This is a genomic window from Streptomyces sp. NPDC048370, assembly GCF_043200825.1.
Taxonomy (GTDB): Bacteria; Actinomycetota; Actinomycetes; order Streptomycetales; family Streptomycetaceae; genus Streptomyces.
In genome coordinates this window covers 151,893-168,322 of record NZ_JBICYI010000014.1, presented here as the reverse complement: position 1 = coordinate 168,322, position 16,430 = coordinate 151,893, and the positions used below count along the sequence as shown (strand labels likewise).

15 protein-coding genes are annotated in these 16,430 nt (G+C 70.8%); 12 read left to right on the top strand and 3 right to left on the bottom strand.

Annotated elements, in window-relative coordinates; all coding sequences use genetic code 11:
• The first annotated feature begins 126 nt into the window (after positions 1-126).
• From recG to mutM, 8 genes are all read left to right on the top strand, one after another.
• Positions 127-2,340: an ATP-dependent DNA helicase RecG gene (recG, locus tag ACGFYP_RS27395; protein ID WP_393498779.1), complete on the top strand. Its 2,214-nt coding sequence runs from the start codon at positions 127-129 to the stop codon at positions 2,338-2,340.
• A 72-nt stretch (positions 2,341-2,412) separates the two neighbouring features.
• On the top strand, positions 2,413-2,997 hold the full coding sequence (gene rsmD / locus ACGFYP_RS27390; RefSeq protein WP_393498776.1) for a 16S rRNA (guanine(966)-N(2))-methyltransferase RsmD: 585 nt from the start codon (positions 2,413-2,415) through the stop codon (positions 2,995-2,997).
• Positions 2,998-3,023: 26 nt separating this feature from the next.
• Positions 3,024-3,515 carry a pantetheine-phosphate adenylyltransferase gene (coaD, locus tag ACGFYP_RS27385; protein ID WP_361959284.1) on the top strand — a complete coding sequence of 164 codons (492 nt, stop codon included), beginning with the start codon at positions 3,024-3,026 and terminating at the stop codon, positions 3,513-3,515.
• A 110-nt stretch (positions 3,516-3,625) separates the two neighbouring features.
• Complete coding sequence (locus ACGFYP_RS27380; protein WP_393498772.1) at positions 3,626-4,711, top strand: ATP synthase F0 subunit B; 1,086 nt, start codon at positions 3,626-3,628, stop codon at positions 4,709-4,711.
• Between the two features lie 151 nt (positions 4,712-4,862).
• Positions 4,863-5,501, top strand: coding sequence for a YceD family protein (locus tag ACGFYP_RS27375; protein ID WP_393498887.1), 639 nt, complete (start codon positions 4,863-4,865; stop codon positions 5,499-5,501).
• A gap of 2 nt (positions 5,502-5,503) precedes the next feature.
• A complete protein-coding gene (rpmF, locus tag ACGFYP_RS27370; protein WP_030496967.1) occupies positions 5,504-5,677 on the top strand; it encodes a 50S ribosomal protein L32 in 174 nt (57 codons plus the stop codon).
• 19 nt (positions 5,678-5,696) lie between these two features.
• Positions 5,697-6,530, top strand: coding sequence for a ribonuclease III (rnc, locus tag ACGFYP_RS27365; protein WP_361959032.1), 834 nt, complete (start codon positions 5,697-5,699; stop codon positions 6,528-6,530).
• Positions 6,531-6,708: 178 nt separating this feature from the next.
• Complete coding sequence (gene mutM, locus ACGFYP_RS27360; RefSeq protein ID WP_393498767.1) at positions 6,709-7,569, top strand: bifunctional DNA-formamidopyrimidine glycosylase/DNA-(apurinic or apyrimidinic site) lyase; 861 nt, start codon at positions 6,709-6,711, stop codon at positions 7,567-7,569.
• Here the strand turns inward: mutM and ACGFYP_RS27355 are convergent.
• Both ACGFYP_RS27355 and ACGFYP_RS27350 read right to left on the bottom strand, forming a co-directional pair.
• A complete protein-coding gene (locus ACGFYP_RS27355) occupies positions 7,559-7,966 on the bottom strand; it encodes a winged helix-turn-helix transcriptional regulator (protein ID WP_393498764.1) in 408 nt (135 codons plus the stop codon). The genes mutM and ACGFYP_RS27355 overlap by 11 nt on opposite strands.
• A 93-nt stretch (positions 7,967-8,059) precedes the next feature.
• Positions 8,060-8,908: a CAP domain-containing protein gene (locus ACGFYP_RS27350; RefSeq protein ID WP_393498761.1), complete on the bottom strand. Its 849-nt coding sequence runs from the start codon at positions 8,906-8,908 to the stop codon at positions 8,060-8,062.
• A 168-nt stretch (positions 8,909-9,076) separates the two neighbouring features.
• On the opposite strand from ACGFYP_RS27350, the gene ACGFYP_RS27345 reads away from it, so the two are divergent.
• The 4 genes from ACGFYP_RS27345 (at position 9,077) to ACGFYP_RS27330 (ending at position 15,385) form a co-directional block, all read left to right on the top strand.
• Positions 9,077-9,358: an acylphosphatase gene (locus ACGFYP_RS27345; RefSeq protein WP_393498758.1), complete on the top strand. Its 282-nt coding sequence runs from the start codon at positions 9,077-9,079 to the stop codon at positions 9,356-9,358.
• Between the two features lie 394 nt (positions 9,359-9,752).
• The gene (locus ACGFYP_RS27340) at positions 9,753-9,968 is read left to right on the top strand and encodes a hypothetical protein (protein ID WP_315893843.1); all 216 of its coding nucleotides are present in this window, start codon (positions 9,753-9,755) and stop codon (positions 9,966-9,968) included.
• A 209-nt stretch (positions 9,969-10,177) separates the two neighbouring features.
• Complete coding sequence (gene smc, locus ACGFYP_RS27335) at positions 10,178-13,729, top strand: chromosome segregation protein SMC (protein ID WP_393498754.1); 3,552 nt, start codon at positions 10,178-10,180, stop codon at positions 13,727-13,729.
• A 222-nt stretch (positions 13,730-13,951) separates the two neighbouring features.
• Entirely contained in the window at positions 13,952-15,385 is a 1,434-nt protein-coding gene (locus ACGFYP_RS27330; protein ID WP_361959014.1) for a sugar porter family MFS transporter, read from the top strand.
• 47 nt (positions 15,386-15,432) lie between these two features.
• Here ACGFYP_RS27330 and ACGFYP_RS27325 read toward each other — a convergent pair whose 3' ends face one another.
• Positions 15,433-16,410: an LLM class flavin-dependent oxidoreductase gene (locus tag ACGFYP_RS27325; RefSeq protein ID WP_393498749.1), complete on the bottom strand. Its 978-nt coding sequence runs from the start codon at positions 16,408-16,410 to the stop codon at positions 15,433-15,435.
• Positions 16,411-16,430 lie beyond the last annotated feature (20 nt).

Here is a 16,430-nt window from a genome sequence, read left to right as displayed (position 1 = left end):
TCGGGCGATCCCGGCGGGCGGTGATCGCGGAGCGGGGAGGGTGCGCGTCATCCTAGGGGTCACGGCGCCGACGTGACCAGGAGATTTCCACAGCCTGCGCGACGTGTGTCAGTGCGGTGGTGTGCAATGGAACGCGTGCCAGTGCTCGACGAACCCCTCAAGAACCTCCTCGGCGCCGCCACCGCGAAGGTGATGGCCGAGCACCTCGACCTGCGGACGGTCGGGGACCTCCTCCACCACTACCCCCGGCGGTACGCCGAGCGCGGCGAGCTCACCGCCCTCGCCGACCTGCCGCTGGACGAGCACGTCACGGTGGTCGCGCAGGTGGCCGACGCCCGCGTGCTGACCTTCAACAAGGGCGGCCGGGGCAAGGGCCAGCGCCTGGAGGTCACGATCACCGACGGCAGCGGCCGGATGCAGCTCGTCTTCTTCGGCCGGGGCGTCCACTTCCACCAGAAGGAGCTGCTGCCGGGCCGGCGCGGGATGTTCGCCGGCAAGGTCGGGGTCTTCAACCGCAAGCTCCAGCTCACCCACCCCGAGTACAAACTCCTGGACGCCGAGAGCACCGACGAGACGGTCAAGGCGTTCGCGGGCGAACTGCTGCCGATCTACCCAGCCTGCAAGCAGCTGGAGTCCTGGACCATCGAGCAGTCCGTCTCCATCGCCCTCGACTCCCTGGCCGCCACCGGCTGGGCCGGGCTCGCCGACCCCCTGCCGCCCGCCCTGCGCGAGGGCCGCGGCCTCGCCGAGCTGCCCGAGGCGCTCCAGAAGGTCCACCGGCCGCGGACGAAGGCCGACATCGAGGACGCCCGGCAGCGGCTCAAGTGGGACGAGGCCTTCGTCCTCCAGGTCGCCCTCGCCCGCCGCCGGTACGCGGACACCCAACTGCCCGCCGTCGCCCGAAGGCCCACCCCCGGCGGGCTCCTCGACGCCTTCGACGCCAAGCTCCCCTTCACCCTCACCGACGGCCAGAAGAAGGTCTCCAAGGAGATCTTCGACGACCTCGCCACCGAGCACCCCATGCACCGCCTCCTCCAGGGAGAGGTGGGCAGCGGCAAGACGATGGTGGCTCTGCGGGCGATGCTCGCCGTCGTCGACGCCGGGGGACAGGCCGCGATGCTCGCCCCGACCGAGGTCCTCGCCCAGCAGCACCACCGGTCGATCACCGAGATGATGGGCGAGCTCGCCGAGGGCGGGATGCTGGGCGGCGCCGAGCACGCCACCAAGGTCGTGCTGCTCACCGGCTCCATGGGCACGGCGGGGCGGCGACAGGCCCTGCTCGACCTGGTCACCGGCGAGGCCGGGATCGTCATCGGCACGCACGCGCTGATCGAGGACAAGGTGCAGTTCCTCGACCTCGGCCTGGTCGTCGTCGACGAGCAGCACCGCTTCGGCGTGGAGCAGCGCGACGCCCTCCGGGGCAAGGGCAAGCAGCCGCCCCACCTGCTGGTCATGACCGCCACGCCCATCCCGCGCACGGTCGCCATGACCGTCTTCGGCGATCTGGAGACCTCCGTCCTGGACCAGCTGCCCGCCGGCCGCTCCCCGATCGCCAGCCATGTCGTCCCCGCCGCCGACAAGCCGCACTTCCTCACGCGCGCGTGGGAGCGCGTGCGCGAGGAAGTGGAGAACGGACACCAGGCGTACGTCGTCTGCCCCCGCATCGGCGACGACGAGGACGAGAAGAAGAAGCAGAAGGCCTCTCCCGAGGACGAGGCCGAGAAGCGGCCGCCGCTCGCCGTCCTGGAGGTCGCCGAGAAGCTCCGCTCGGGCCCGCTCGCCGGACTCCGCGTCGAGGTCCTGCACGGCAGGATGCACCCGGACGACAAGGACGACGTCATGCGCCGCTTCGCCGCGGGCGAGGTCGACGTCCTCGTCGCCACCACCGTCATCGAGGTCGGCGTCAACGTCCCCAACGCCACGGCCATGGTGATCATGGACGCGGACCGCTTCGGCGTCTCCCAGCTCCACCAGCTCCGCGGCCGTGTCGGCCGAGGCTCCGCCCCCGGCCTCTGCCTCCTCGTCACCGAGATGCCCGAGGCCGGCCCGGCCCGCCAGCGGCTCGGCGCGGTGGCCTCCACCCTCGACGGCTTCGAGCTCTCCCGGATCGACCTGGAGCAGCGCCGCGAGGGCGACGTCCTCGGCCAGGCCCAGTCCGGCGTCCGCTCCTCGCTGCGGATGCTCACCGTCATCGACGACGAGGAGGTCATCGCCGCCGCCCGCGAGGAGGCCACCGCCGTCGTCCTCGCCGACCCCGACCTCACCGACCACGCCGAGCTGCGCACCGCGCTCGACGCCCTCCTGGACAAGGAACGGGAGGAGTTCCTGGAGAAGGGGTGACATCGGACCGCGCTGACCGGCCATATCGTGGAGACACAGGAGCCCCCTGAACCACAAGGACAAGGACCTCAGATGACCCGCGTGATCGCCGGTACCGCCGGCGGACGCCGACTGGCCGTGCCGCCCGGCACCGGCACCCGCCCGACCTCCGACCGGGCGCGCGAGGGCCTCTTCTCCACCTGGGAGGCGCTCCTCGGCACCCTCGCCGGGGCCCGTGTCGCCGACCTGTACGCGGGCTCGGGCGCCGTCGGCCTGGAGGCCCTCTCCCGCGGCGCCTCCCACGCCCTGCTGGTCGAGGCCGATCCGCGCGCGGCGAAGACCGTACGGGAGAACATCCGCTCCCTCGCCCTGCCCGGCGCCGAGCTGCGCACCGGCAAGGCCGAGCAGATCGTGACGGGCCCCGCCCCCGCGGAGCCGTACGACCTCCTCTTCCTCGACCCTCCGTACGCCGTCTCCGACGACGATCTTCGGGAGATCCTCCTCACACTCCGCTCCGGGGGCTGGATCGCGGACGACGCCGTCGTCACCGTGGAGCGCAGCACCCGAGGCGGGGAATTCGGCTGGCCGGCCGGTTTCGAACCACTACGGGCCCGTCGTTACGGCGAGGGAACGTTTTGGTACGGTCGCGCCGCCTCTACGTGCGAAGACGCACGATGACCGGACCGGAGAGCGAGGGACCCAAGTTGCGCCGCGCCGTCTGTCCGGGGTCATTCGACCCCATCACCAACGGACATCTCGACATCATCGCCCGCGCCTCCAAGCTGTACGACGTCGTACATGTCGCGGTGATGATCAACCAGTCCAAGCAAGGACTGTTCACGGTCGACGAGCGGATCGAGCTGATCCGCGAGGTCACCGCCGACTTCGGCAACGTCGAGGTCGAGTCCTTCCACGGACTCCTTGTCGACTTCTGCAAGCAGCGCGACATCCCCGCGATCGTCAAGGGCCTGCGCGCGGTCAGCGACTTCGACTACGAGCTGCAGATGGCGCAGATGAACAACGGGCTCTCGGGCGTCGAGACCCTGTTCGTCCCCACCAACCCCACCTACAGCTTCCTGTCGTCCTCCCTGGTCAAGGAGGTCGCCGCCTGGGGCGGCGACGTCTCGCACCTGGTCCCGCCGGCGGTCCTCGGCCGGCTCACCGGGCGCCTGGCCGAGCGGCGTGCCCAGCAGTGACCCCGAGCGACCGTCCCTGACGGTCCGTCACCTGGTGTCGGACGGGGGACGACTGCCCTTACAGTCGTCCCGTCCGTCTCCATCCAGCTGTAGAGAGTGGCGAGCACCCGGTGGACGTGCAGAAGAAGCTCGACGAGATCGTTTCGACGATCACCAACGCCCGCTCCATGCCCATGTCGGCGTCCTGCGTGGTCAACCGCGCCGAGCTGCTCGACATGCTCGAAGAGGTACGGGAGGCCCTGCCGGGCTCCCTGGCCCAGGCCCAGGAGCTGCTCGGCGGGCGCGAGCACATGGTCGAGCAGGCGCGCCAGGAGGCCGAGCGGATCATCTCGGCCGCCCACGCCGAGCGCGGCTCGCTGATCTCCGACACCCAGGTCGCCCGCCAGTCCCAGGACGAGGCGGACCGGATCCTCTCCGAGGCCCGCCGGGAGGCCGAGGAGATCCGCGCCGAGGCCGACGACTACGTCGACTCCAAGCTCGCCAACTTCGAGGTCGTCCTCAACAAGACCATCGGCTCCGTCGACCGCGGCCGCGAGAAGCTGCTCGGCCGCGGCCCGGGGCTCGACGAGAACGGCTACGCCGAAGAGGACGCCCCCGAGTACAGCGCGGACCCGCAGACCCTGATCAGCCGTGCCGACGACTACGTCGACGCCAAGCTCGGCGCCTTCGAGGCCGTCCTCTCCAAGACCCTGGAGGCCGTCGGCCGCGGCCGGCAGAAACTGCACGGGCGGATCGCCACGGACGACCTCGGCGCGCACATGGCCGCCCAGGACGCGGCGGGCGGCTCCGTGCACACCAGCGACGCCGACTACCTCGCCGGACTCGCGGAGCTGGCCGACCCCGAGCCGGTACGGCAGCCCGTCCACCAGCAGGTCCCGCAGATCCCGGCGCAGCAGCCCGACCCGTACGGCTACCAGCAGCCGCAGCACCAGGACGCCTACGCGTACCAGGCGCAGCAGGACCCGTACGGCTACCAGCAGCAGCCGGACCCGTACTCCGTCGCGGGCGCCGGCACCACCGGAGCGGCCTACGCCGCGCCCTCCTACGAGCAGCAGTACGGCTACGACCAGCAGCAGCCGCAGCACCAGCCGCAGGCCGCCGCGCTCGACGAGACCAGCTTCTTCGACACGAGCATGATCGACCTGGAGCAGCTGCGGCAGTACGAGCAGGGCCACGGCCACGGTCAGGGCCACTGAGCGAGCGGGCACACGGGCCCGGATTGGGCCCTGAGCGAAGCGTCCAGTATCCTGGCTCTTCGGTCGCGCGTATGCCCGCGATCCCTGCTGCCCGCTTCGTCTCTCGATTCGAACACGGCAGCCCCCTCACGATCCGAAAGCAGGAAGAACCCTGAGCACGCGCCTTGACCACCGCAACCCCCTCGTGTTCGACACACACGAGCTGGGGCGGCGTCCTGGTGCCCTTCAGCGGATCTCCCGCTCGGTCGAGGCCCCCACGAACCTCGGTGTCGAAGGGGTCATCGGTGTGCCGGAAGGCGCGCCCGTGGAAATCGATCTCCGTCTTGAGTCGGTCATGGAAGGGGTGCTTGTCACAGGCACCGCCCGTGCATCGGCCGAGGGGGAGTGCGTAAGGTGTCTGGAGCCCGTCGAGCTTGATCTCGACGTGGACTTCCAGGAGATGTTCTCGTACCCCGACTCCGACGACCGGGGCCGCTCCAAGGCGGTCGCGGACGACGAAGCCGAGGACGACGAGGACATGATCCCCCTCGAGGACGGCATGTTCGACCTCGAACCCCTGCTGCGTGATGCGGTGGTGCTCGCACTGCCGATGCAGCCGGTGTGCCGGGAGGACTGCGCGGGTCTGTGTTCCGAATGCGGAACCAACCTGAACGAGAACCCGGACCACCACCATGATGCCGTCGACATGCGTTGGGCGGCATTGCAAGGACTCGCCGGTTCGCTGGGAACCGGCGAGAAGGACAACATGAGCGGCGCCGAAGCTGGCGTCGACGAGAAGCAGGAGAAGTAGCCGTGGCTGTTCCGAAGCGGAAGATGTCGCGCAGCAACACGCGCCACCGCCGGTCGCAGTGGAAGGCTGCGGTCCCCACCCTGGTTTCGTGTGAGCGTTGCCAGGAGCCGAAGCAGCAGCACATCGCGTGCCCGAGCTGCGGCACCTACAACAAGCGCCAGGTCCTCTCGGTCTGAGTGGCTGGTGAGAGGCGCGATGTCTGAGTCCATCAAGACGGACAATGCCTCGTCCCACACGCTTCTGGAAGGGCGGCTCGGGTATCAGCTCGAGTCCGCCCTTCTGGTGCGTGCGCTGACGCACCGCTCGTACGCGTACGAGAACGGCGGCCTGCCCACCAACGAGCGTCTGGAGTTCCTCGGGGACTCCGTGCTCGGCCTGGTGGTCACGGACACGCTGTACCGCACCCACCCCGACCTGCCCGAAGGCCAGCTGGCCAAGCTGCGGGCCGCGGTGGTCAACTCGCGTGCGCTGGCGGAGGTCGGTCGCGGCCTCGAACTCGGCTCCTTCATCCGGCTCGGCCGGGGCGAAGAGGGCACGGGTGGCCGGGACAAGGCTTCCATCCTCGCCGACACCCTTGAAGCGGTGATCGGCGCGGTCTATCTCGACCAGGGCCTCGACGCGGCCTCGGAGCTGGTTCACCGGCTCTTCGACCCGCTGATCGAGAAGTCCTCGAACCTCGGTGCGGGACTGGACTGGAAGACCAGTCTCCAGGAGCTCACCGCGGCCGAGGGACTGGGTGTTCCGGAGTACCTCGTCACGGAGACGGGTCCGGACCACGAGAAGACCTTCACTGCTGCCGCCCGCGTCGGTGGTGTCTCGTACGGCACCGGCACCGGCCGCAGCAAGAAGGAAGCGGAGCAGCAGGCGGCGGAGTCCGCATGGCGCGCGATTCGCGCGGCGGCGGACGAGCGTGTGGCTGCGGCGAAGGCCGCGGCCGAGGCCGGCGACGCCGGTGACGCCGTTCCGGCCGACGAGCAGCCGGAGACCGGCGGCGGGGTGCCGACGCCCGCCGACGAGGCTTCCGCCTGACCCTTCGTTTTCCTACGCCCCGGGCCGGGACCCCTTGACGGGTCCCGGCCCGGGGCGTTCTCCGTAACTGGGGGCCGTGTCCGGGCCCGGGCCGGGAGTCTCCGTTCGGGGCGCTTTCGGTGTCGGGCCCGGCGGTAGGCTTCGGGCATCGTTTCCGTACGCCTTCCGGAGGAGTCCCGTGCCCGAGTTGCCCGAGGTCGAGGTCGTACGGCGCGGGCTTGAGCGCTGGGTCGACGGGCGGACCGTGGGCGAGGTCGAGGTCCTCCATCCGAGGGCCGTCCGCAGGCACCCGGCCGGGGGCGCGGACTTCGCCGCCCGCCTCAAGGGCCACCGCTTCGGGACCGCGCGCCGGCGCGGCAAGTACCTCTGGATCCCGCTGGCGGACTCCGACGCCTCGGTCCTCGGTCACCTCGGGATGAGCGGCCAGCTGCTCGTCCAGCCCGAGGACGCCCCGGACGAGAAGCACCTGCGCATCCGTGTCCGGTTCCAGGACGGCCTCGGCACCGAGCTGCGCTTCGTCGACCAGCGCACCTTCGGCGGGCTCTCGCTCCACGAGAACACCCCGGACGGACTCCCGGACGTCATCGCGCACATCGCCCGCGATCCGCTGGACCCGCACTTCGACGACGCCGCCTTCCAGGCGGCCCTGCGCCTGCGCCGTACGACGATCAAGCGGGCGCTGCTCGACCAGACGCTGATCAGCGGGGTCGGCAACATCTACGCGGACGAGGCGCTCTGGCGCGCCAAGCTGCACTACGAACGCCCGACCGCAGGCCTGACCCGCCCCCGCTCGGCCGAGCTGCTCCAGCACGTACGGGACGTCATGAACGCGGCCCTCGCCGCCGGCGGGACCAGCTTCGACAGCCTGTACGTGAACGTGAACGGGGAATCGGGCTACTTCGACCGCTCGCTCGACGCCTACGGACGCGAGGACGAGCCGTGCCGCCGCTGCGGGACCCTGATGCGCCGACGGCCCTGGATGAACCGGTCGAGCTACTACTGCCCGCGCTGCCAGCGCCCGCCCCGCGCTACGGCGTGACCGTCTCGCGGGTCGCCTCGCGGGTCGCCTCCTTGGCCGCGTCGTACCGCTCGCGCGCCGTGATGACCTGCGGCATCCGGCCCTCCACCAGCTCGATCAGCCCGACCAGGCGCTCCGCGACCTCGCGGCCCAGTGGCGTGAGGGTGTAGTCCACGCGTGGAGGGTTCGTCGGCTGCGCCTCGCGGTGCACGAGCCCGTCGCGCTCCAGGGCGTGCAGGGTCTGGGACAGCATCTTCTCGCTGACCCCGTCGACCCTGCGCCGCAGTTCGTTGAAGCGGAACGTCCCGTCATGGAGCGCGCCGAGGGTGAGGCTGCCCCACCGTCCGGTCACGTGCTCCAGCGTCACCCGCGACTGACAGGCTCGGGCGAACACGTCGAAGGCGAGGTCGTCACTCATGCCGTTCACCGTACTCCGGCACAGCGCTCACCGCCGGTCTGCGCTTACCAGGAGAGTGCGCGAACCGGCGGTGAGAGGGTCGGGTCGGGGCGGTCAGAAACCGAAGTCCTGCGTCCACCACGGGCCGCCGTCGGCGAAGTGCACGCCGACACCGAGGGTCGTGTAGTCGCAGTTCAGGATGTTCGCGCGGTGGCCGTCGCTGTTCATCCAGGACTCCATCACGGCCGCCGCGTCCACCTGGCCGCGGGCGATGTTCTCGCCGCCCATGCCGGTGACGCCCGCCTGGCGGGCCCGCTCCCACGGGGTGTCGCCGTCCGGGTCGGTGTGGTCGAAGAAGCCGCGCTCGGCCATGTCCTGGCTGAACGCGCCCGCAAGATTGGCGAGCGCAGCGTCCGAGCGGACCGCGCTGCAGCCCACCTTGGCCCGCTCCTCGTTGACCAGCCGGACGACCTCTGCCTCTGCGGCGGCCGCGCGGCTCAGGGTCGGGGCGGCGGGCACCGTGGGCGTCTGGGTCCTGGGGCCGGGCTTCGTGGTCGTCGGGGCCGGCTTCGGCTTCGCCGTCTTCGACGGCGTGACGACGGGCTTCGTCGGCGTCGCCGAGGCGCTCGTCTTCGACGGCTTCGGCTTCGGCTTCGTCGACGGGGTCGCGGAGGGGGACGTCTTGCCGGTGCCCGTGCTCGGGGCGGCCGGCTTCTTGTACGCGGACTCGGACGCGGACGTCGGGTTCGTCGGCGTCGCGGACGAACCGCCCTGCGTCGTCAGCTCCGGCGCCTGCCGGGACTGGGTCTGCTCCGTGCCGGAGCCCGCGCTGCCCACGGTGAGCACGTCACCGCCGGGCAGCAGGCCCGAGGCGACGGCGACCGCGCCGACGGCGACCGCGGCGGAGGCACCGAGCAGTCCGGTGCGCAAAGGCGCGCCGCGCCTCCTGCGATGGCGTCCCATCCCTCTGCCTCCTTGGCGTTCTACGGTGCTGTCTTTGCTGATCTTTGCTTCTGCGGGCTTGTCGAATGCGATGCGCCCGAACGGGTGAGCCGCATTCGGTCGGGACTGTACGCCATGACACGAGGGGGTGGTGTGCTCCCTGAGTAATTGGGCCGTTAGCGTTCATCCATGAACGAAGACGTACGGCTCACCGCCTGGGTGCGCGGCCGAGTACAGGGAGTGGGCTTCCGCTGGTTCACCAGGGCAAACGCGCTGGAGATCGGAGGGCTCGTCGGCTTCGCCCTCAACCTCGACGACGGGCGCGTGCAGGTCGTGGCCGAGGGGCCGAGTGAGAATTGCCACCGTCTGCTCGACTGGCTGCGCTCCGCCGACACTCCCGGGCGGGTGGACGGAGTCACCGAGATCTGGGACGTCCCGCGCGGCGGATACGACGGCTTCGCGATCCGCTGACGACCCCCTCGACGCCACCCCGTCCGATGATCCGAACGGTCCTCGGGCGGACGTTCGGCGAAGGGGCGCCAAAGGGGAAATGACCTGCTGGTTGCCGAGAAGGGCTTGCGGTGGGTGGCCGCGCGAGGAAGGATGATCGCTACGCCCCTGAGGCACCGAGTTGCGAGGCGCAGCCGCCTGTTGTGCGGCCGCGGACCCCCCGGTCGCCCCTTGATACGGGGCGTGATCGTGTTGACCGTCAAACTTTTTGGTGAGACTCTGGAAGCCCCGCGCACCTTAGCTGTTTGGCAGTACGAATCGGCACGACATACAGCACTGCCGAGCACCGCGGGTGCGAAATCCCTCACGACCCACACCGCTTCGGTCGGTCACTCAGTGTGGAGGACCATCCATCATGGCAAAGGCGCTTCTCGGTTACGTCGGCGGCTCCGACCCGCGACTCCTCGCCGAGATGCGACGGCTTCAGCAGCGCGTCCAGGACCTCGAGTCCGAGCTTGTACGGATTCAGTCCGAGAACGACGCGCTCAACGCTGCCGCCGCACATCATGGCGAGTCGCTGCTCGACAGCATCGAACTCGACGTTCCCAAGGCGGAGCCTGCGCTCACCTGACAGTCGGCACCATGGGACAGTCAGCCCCGACAGTCAGCCCCGTGCCGGGGCAAGGTGAGAAACACTCTCGCTGGCACAGTTAGATATGCAAGGGACGCTCAGGCGTCCCTTCTTTCTTGAGTCCCCCACGTCCCACCCCCATCCTTACCGGAGGGTGTGCCCTGCACCTTCATGGGTGAAACGCGCAACCCCAGGTAGAGTCCGGGGGCGTGCATCTCAAGGCCCTGACCCTCCGTGGTTTCAAGTCGTTCGCATCCGCCACCACTCTGCGGTTCGAACCGGGAATCACGTGTGTCGTGGGGCCGAACGGATCCGGCAAGTCCAATGTCGTGGACGCGCTGTCCTGGGTCATGGGCGAGCAGGGCGCCAAGTCGCTGCGCGGCGGCAAGATGGAGGACGTCATCTTCGCCGGCACGACCGGCCGGCCGCCGCTCGGCCGCGCCGAGGTCTCGCTGACGATCGACAACTCCGACGGCGCGCTGCCCATCGACTACGCCGAAGTCACCATCACCCGGATCATGTTCCGGGGCGGCAGCAGCGAGTACCAGATCAACGGCGACACCTGCCGGCTGCTCGACATCCAGGACCTGCTCTCCGACTCCGGCATCGGCCGCGAGATGCACGTCATCGTCGGCCAGGGCCAGCTCGACTCCGTGCTGCACGCCGACCCGATGGGGCGCCGCGCCTTCATCGAGGAGGCGGCCGGCGTCCTCAAGCACCGCAAGCGCAAGGAGAAGGCGCTGCGGAAGCTGGACGCGATGCAGGCCAACCTCGCGCGCGTGCAGGACCTCACCGACGAACTCCGCCGCCAGCTCAAGCCGCTCGGCCGCCAGGCGGCCGTCGCCCGCAGGGCCGCCGTCATCCAGGCCGATCTGCGCGACGCCCGGCTGCGGCTGCTCTCCGACGACCTCGTGCGGCTCCAGGAGGCGCTGAGGACCGAAGTCGCCGACGAGGCCGCGCTGAAGGAACGCAAGGGGAGCGCCGAGAACGAACTGAAGGCGGCCCTCGCGAAGGAGGCCGACCTGGAGGACGAGGTCCGCCGGCTCGCCCCGCGCCTCCAGCGCGCCCAGCAGACCTGGTACGAACTCTCCCAGCTCGCCGAGCGCGTCAGGGGCACGATCTCGCTCGCCGACGCGCGCGTGAAGAGCGCCACCGCCCAGCCTCCGGAGGAGCGCAGGGGCCGCGACCCGGAGGAAATGGAGCGCGAGGCCGCCCGCATCCGCGAGCAGGAGGCCGAGCTGGAGGCCGCCCTCGAGGCCGCCGAACGCGCCCTGGAGGACACCGTCGCCCACCGCGCAGAGCTCGAGCGCGAGCTCGCCGTCGAGGAGCGCCGTCTGAAGGACGTGGCCCGCGCCATCGCCGACCGGCGCGAGGGCCTCGCCCGGCTCCACGGCCAGGTCAACGCCGCCCGCTCGCGCGCCGCGTCCGCCCAGGCCGAGATCGACCGGCTCGCCGCCGCCCGGGACGAGGCCCAAGAACGGGCCGTCGCCGCGCAGGAGGAGTACGAGCAGCTCAAGGCCGAGGTCGACGGTCTCGACGCGGACGACACCGAGCTGGGGGAGCGGTACGAGGCCGCCCGCCGTGACCTCGCGGAGGCGGAGGCCGCGCTGACGGCCGCCCGCGAGGCCGCCACCGCAGCCGACCGCCGCCGCGCCGCGACCCGCGCCCGTCACGAGGCGCTCTCCCTGGGGCTGCGCCGCAAGGACGGCACCGGGGCCCTGCTCGGCGCCCGCGACAGCCTGACCGGCCTGCTGGGCCCGGCCGCCGAACTCCTCACCGTCACCCCCGGATACGAGATCCCCCTCGCCGCCGCACTCGGCGCGGCGGCGGACGCCGTCGCCGTCACCGGCCCCCGCGCGGCAGCCGAGGCCCTGCGCCTCCTGCGCAAGCAGGACGCGGGCCGCGCGGCCCTGCTCCTCACCGGAACCGAAGCCCCCGCCCGGCAGACCGACACCACAGGCCGTCCCCGCGCCGCCGACTTCGTCCGGGGACCCGACGAACTCATGGGCGCCGTACGGCGCCTGCTCGACGGGATCGTCCTCGTCGGGACCCTGGACGAGGCCGAGGAGCTCGTCCACGCGCACCCCGGCCTCACCGCCGTCACCGCCGAGGGGGACCTCCTCGGAGCCCACTACGCCCAGGGCGGCTCCGCCGGGGCGCCCAGCCTCCTCGAAGTGCAGGCCTCCGTCGACGAGGCGGCCGCCGACCTTGAGGAGCTGGAGTCGCGCTGCGCGGAGCTCGCCACCGCCCAGCAGGCCGCGACCGACGGGCGCCGCGCGGCCGCCGCGCTCGTCGAGGAGCTGGCCGAACGCAGGCGCTCCGCCGACCGCGAGAAGTCTCAGGTCGCCCAGCAGCTCGGCCGGCTCGCAGGACAGGCCCGGGGCGCGGCGGGGGAGGCCGAGCGGACCGCGGCCGCCGCCGCCCGCGCCGAAGAGGCCCTGGAGAAGGCGCTCTACGAGGCCGAGGAGCTCGCCGAGCGGCTGCTCGTCGCCGAGGAGACTCCGGCCGAGGAGGAGCCCGACACCTCCGTGCGCGACCGGCTCGCCGCCGACGGCGCCAACGCCCGCCAGACGGAGATGGAGGCCCGGCTCCAGCTCCGTACCCACGAGGAACGGGTCAAGGGGCTCGCCGGACGGGCCGACTCCCTCGACCGGGGCGCACGCGCCGAACGCGAGGCACGCGCGCGTGCCGAGCAGCGGCGCGCCCGGCTGCGCCACGAGGCGGCCGTCGCCGGCGCCGTGGCCGCCGGTGCCCGCCAGCTCCTCGCCCACATCGAGGTCTCCCTCGTCCGGGCCGAGCAGGAGCGCGCGCTCGCCGACGCGGCGAAGGGCGCGCGCGAACAGGGCCTGTCCGCCGCCCGCACCCGGGGCCGGGATCTGAAGGCCGAGCTGGACAAGCTCACCGACTCCGTCCACCGGGGCGAGGTCCTCGGCGCCGAGAAGCGGATGCGGATCGAGCAGCTGGAGGCCAAGGCCCTGGAGGAGTTGGGCGTCGAGCCGGCCGGCCTCGTCTCCGAGTACGGCCCCCATCAGCTCGTACCGCCGTCGCCGCCCGCCGAGGGCGAGGAGCTGCCGGAGGACCCGGAGCATCCGCGGAACCAGCCGCGCCCGTTCGTCCGTTCGGAGCAGGAGAAGCGGCTCAAGGCCGCCGAGCGGGCGTACCAGCAGCTCGGCAAGGTGAACCCGTTGGCTCTCGAGGAGTTCGCGGCGCTGGAGGAGCGGCACCAGTTCCTCTCCGAGCAGTTGGAGGACCTGAAGAAGACCCGGGCCGACCTCCTTCAGGTCGTGAAGGAGGTCGACATCCGGGTCGAGCAGGTCTTCACCGAGGCGTACCGGGACACCGCCCGCGAGTTCGAGGGTGTGTTCTCCCGCCTCTTCCCGGGCGGCGAGGGGCGGCTGATCCTGACCGACCCCGACAACATGCTCACCACGGGCGTCGACGTCGAGGCCCGTCCGCCGGGCAAGAAGGTCAAGCGGCTCTCACTGCTCTCCGGCGGCGAGCGTTCTCTGACCGCCGTGGCCATGCTGGTCTCCATCTTCAAGGCCCGCCCCAGCCCGTTCTACGTGATGGACGAGGTGGAGGCGGCGCTCGACGACACCAACCTCCAGCGGCTGATCCGGATCATGCAGGAGCTGCAGGAGTCCTCGCAGCTCATCGTGATCACGCACCAGAAGCGCACGATGGAAGTCGCGGACGCGCTCTACGGCGTCTCCATGCAGGGCGACGGCGTCTCGAAGGTCATCAGCCAGCGGCTTCGCTGAGCAGCGAGGCGGCACGCAGTGATCAACTTCAAGTCTTGAACGAAAGCCCCCCCATAGCTTGTTTTAAGTCATACGACATCAGGTATTGACTTCGAAACTTGAAGGCATAGTCTCTGCAACGTTGCTTTTACCTTCACGTGGTGGGCGGCGTGATGTTGTGCGCCACTGGAAGGGCTCGCCCCCCACGCCCCGGCACCGCCGCCGGAGCCTCCAGGAGTCCATGTGACCAACACAGCGCAGGCGCCCACGCCGCCGCCGTCCGAAGGCCGAGCCGCTCACCCCGACCACCTCGGTCACGTCATCTTCATCACGGCGTCCGCGGCGATGGGTGGCTTCCTCTTCGGATACGACAGCTCCGTCATCAACGGCGCCGTCGAGGCCATTCGGGACCGCTACGACATCGGCTCCGGCACGCTCGCCCAGGTCATCGCGATCGCCCTGATCGGCTGTGCCATCGGCGCCGCGACCGCCGGCCGGATCGCCGACCGCATCGGCCGCATCCGCTGCATGCAGATCGCCGCCGTGCTCTTCACGATCAGCGCCGTGGGCTCCGCCCTGCCCTTCGCGCTCTGGGACCTCGCCTTCTGGCGGATCGTCGGCGGCTTCGCCATCGGCATGGCCTCCGTCATCGGCCCCGCGTACATCGCCGAGGTCGCCCCCGCCGCCTACCGCGGCCGCCTCGGCTCCTTCCAGCAGGCCGCCATCGTCATCGGCATCGCCATCTCCCAGCTGGTCAACTACGGCATCCTGCAGCTCGCCGACGGCGACCAGCGCGGCGAGATCGCCGGCATCGAGGCCTGGCAGTGGATGCTCGGCGTGATGGTCGTCCCGGCCCTGCTCTACGGTCTGCTCTCGTTCGCCATCCCCGAGTCGCCCCGGTTCCTCATCTCCGTCGGCAAGATCGACCGGGCCAAGGAGGTCCTCTCCGAGGTCGAGGGCAAGGAGGTGAACCTCGACCACCGCGTCGCCGAGATCGAGCTGGCCATGCGGAGCGAGCACAAGTCCACCTTCAAGGACCTGATGGTGGCCGGCGGCCGCTTCAAGCTGCTGCCCATCGTCTGGGTCGGCATCGGACTCTCGGTCTTCCAGCAGCTCGTCGGCATCAACGTCGCCTTCTACTACTCCTCGACGCTCTGGCAGTCGGTCGGCATCGACCCCTCCAGCTCGTTCTTCTACTCGTTCACCACGTCGATCATCAACATCGTCGGCACCGTGATCGCGATGGTCCTGGTCGACCGGGTGGGCCGCAAGCCGCTCGCGCTCGTCGGCTCCGTCGGCATGGCGATCGCCCTCGCCTTCGAGGCCTGGGCCTTCTCCGCCGACCTCGTCGACGGCAAGCTCCCCGAGACCCAGGGCGTCGTCGCGCTCGTCGCCGCCCACGTGTTCGTGCTCTTCTTCGCCCTCTCGTGGGGCGTGGTGGTCTGGGTCTTCCTCGGCGAGATGTTCCCCAACCGGATCCGCGCCGCCGCCCTCGGCGTCGCCGCCTCCGCGCAGTGGATCGCCAACTGGGCCATCACCGCGAGCTTCCCGTCCCTGGCGGACTGGAACCTCTCCGGCACGTACATCATCTACACGGTCTTCGCCGTGCTCTCCATCCCCTTCGTGCTCAGGTACGTGAAGGAGACGAAGGGCAAGGCGTTGGAGGAGATGGGCTAAACCCCGCTGCCCCTCTCCTCGCGCTCGGAACTGCCCCGGCCACGGTCCTATGCCGTGAGCCGGGGCAGCACCGTCTCTCCCAGCAGCCGCATCGACCGCCACGCCTCCTCCAGCGGCATCCCGCCGCAGAGCGGATGCAGCACCAGGCTCTCCAGCTCCTGCCCGAGCGCCACGCACTCCTCCGGCGTGACGATCCGGTAGACCCCCTCGGCGCGCAGCTCCGCCACCGTCGTCGCCGCCGACCGCACCGCCGAGCGGATGTCCTTCGACTGCCAGGAGGCGTACGTCCGCGCCTCGTGCAGGAAGTGCTCCCCGTACAGCTCCCAGGACCGGTCGGGGTCCTCCGAGAGGTGCACCAGCGGGGTCTTCTCGGCCGGCATCATCGTCCAGCCCTCCGTCCCGTGCTCCGCGCACTGCTGCCGGTAGTACGTCTCGAGCTCCGGCAGGTGCGCGCTCGGGAAGAGCGGAAGGCCGAGCCGGGCCGCCCGCCGCGCCGCCGCCTTCGAGGAACCGCCCACGAGCAGCAGCGGATGCGGCTGGGTGAACGGCCGCGGGGTGACTCGTACCGTACGGCCCTCGTACGTGAACGGTTCGCCGGACCAGGCCTTCAGTAGGGTCTCCAGGAGCAGGTCCTGCAGCTTGCCCCGGCGGCCCCAGTCGACCCCGCGCTCCTCGTACTCCTCCGGCCGGTAGCCGATGCCCGCGACCGTCACCAGACGGCCCCCGCTCAGCAGGTCGAGGACGGCGATCTCCTCCGCGAGCCGCAGCGGGTCGTGCAGCGGCCCGATGATCGCGGAGACCGTGACGGCGATCCTCTTGGTGGCGCCGAACACCGCGCCCGCGAAGGCGAAGGGGGAGGGCAGCCAGTTGTTCGTCGCGCCGTGGTGCTCCTCGGTCTGGATGGTGTCGACGCCGTGTTCGTCGGCGTACGCGGCCATGGCGAGGGCGGCGCGATAGCGCTCCGAGAGGGACTCGGGGGTCGCGTGCGGATCGACCAGGTTGAACCGTACGACTGTGAAGGGCATGGGAAGTCCCCCTCCGCGCG

What these genes read in the sequence shown, in the direction of transcription:
- ACGFYP_RS27325 (WP_393498749.1), bottom strand. Translation starts at nt 16,410, where the DNA reads ATGCCCTTCACAGTCGTACGGTTCAACCTGGTCGATCCGCACGCGACC.
- rsmD (WP_393498776.1), top strand. Translation starts at nt 2,413, where the DNA reads ATGACCCGCGTGATCGCCGGTACCGCCGGCGGACGCCGACTGGCCGTG.
- ACGFYP_RS27350 (WP_393498761.1), bottom strand. Translation starts at nt 8,908, where the DNA reads ATGGGACGCCATCGCAGGAGGCGCGGCGCGCCTTTGCGCACCGGACTG.
- recG (WP_393498779.1), top strand. Translation starts at nt 127, where the DNA reads ATGGAACGCGTGCCAGTGCTCGACGAACCCCTCAAGAACCTCCTCGGC.
- ACGFYP_RS27340 (WP_315893843.1), top strand. Translation starts at nt 9,753, where the DNA reads ATGGCAAAGGCGCTTCTCGGTTACGTCGGCGGCTCCGACCCGCGACTC.
- ACGFYP_RS27345 (WP_393498758.1), top strand. Translation starts at nt 9,077, where the DNA reads ATGAACGAAGACGTACGGCTCACCGCCTGGGTGCGCGGCCGAGTACAG.
- rnc (WP_361959032.1), top strand. Translation starts at nt 5,697, where the DNA reads ATGTCTGAGTCCATCAAGACGGACAATGCCTCGTCCCACACGCTTCTG.
- ACGFYP_RS27355 (WP_393498764.1), bottom strand. Translation starts at nt 7,966, where the DNA reads ATGAGTGACGACCTCGCCTTCGACGTGTTCGCCCGAGCCTGTCAGTCG.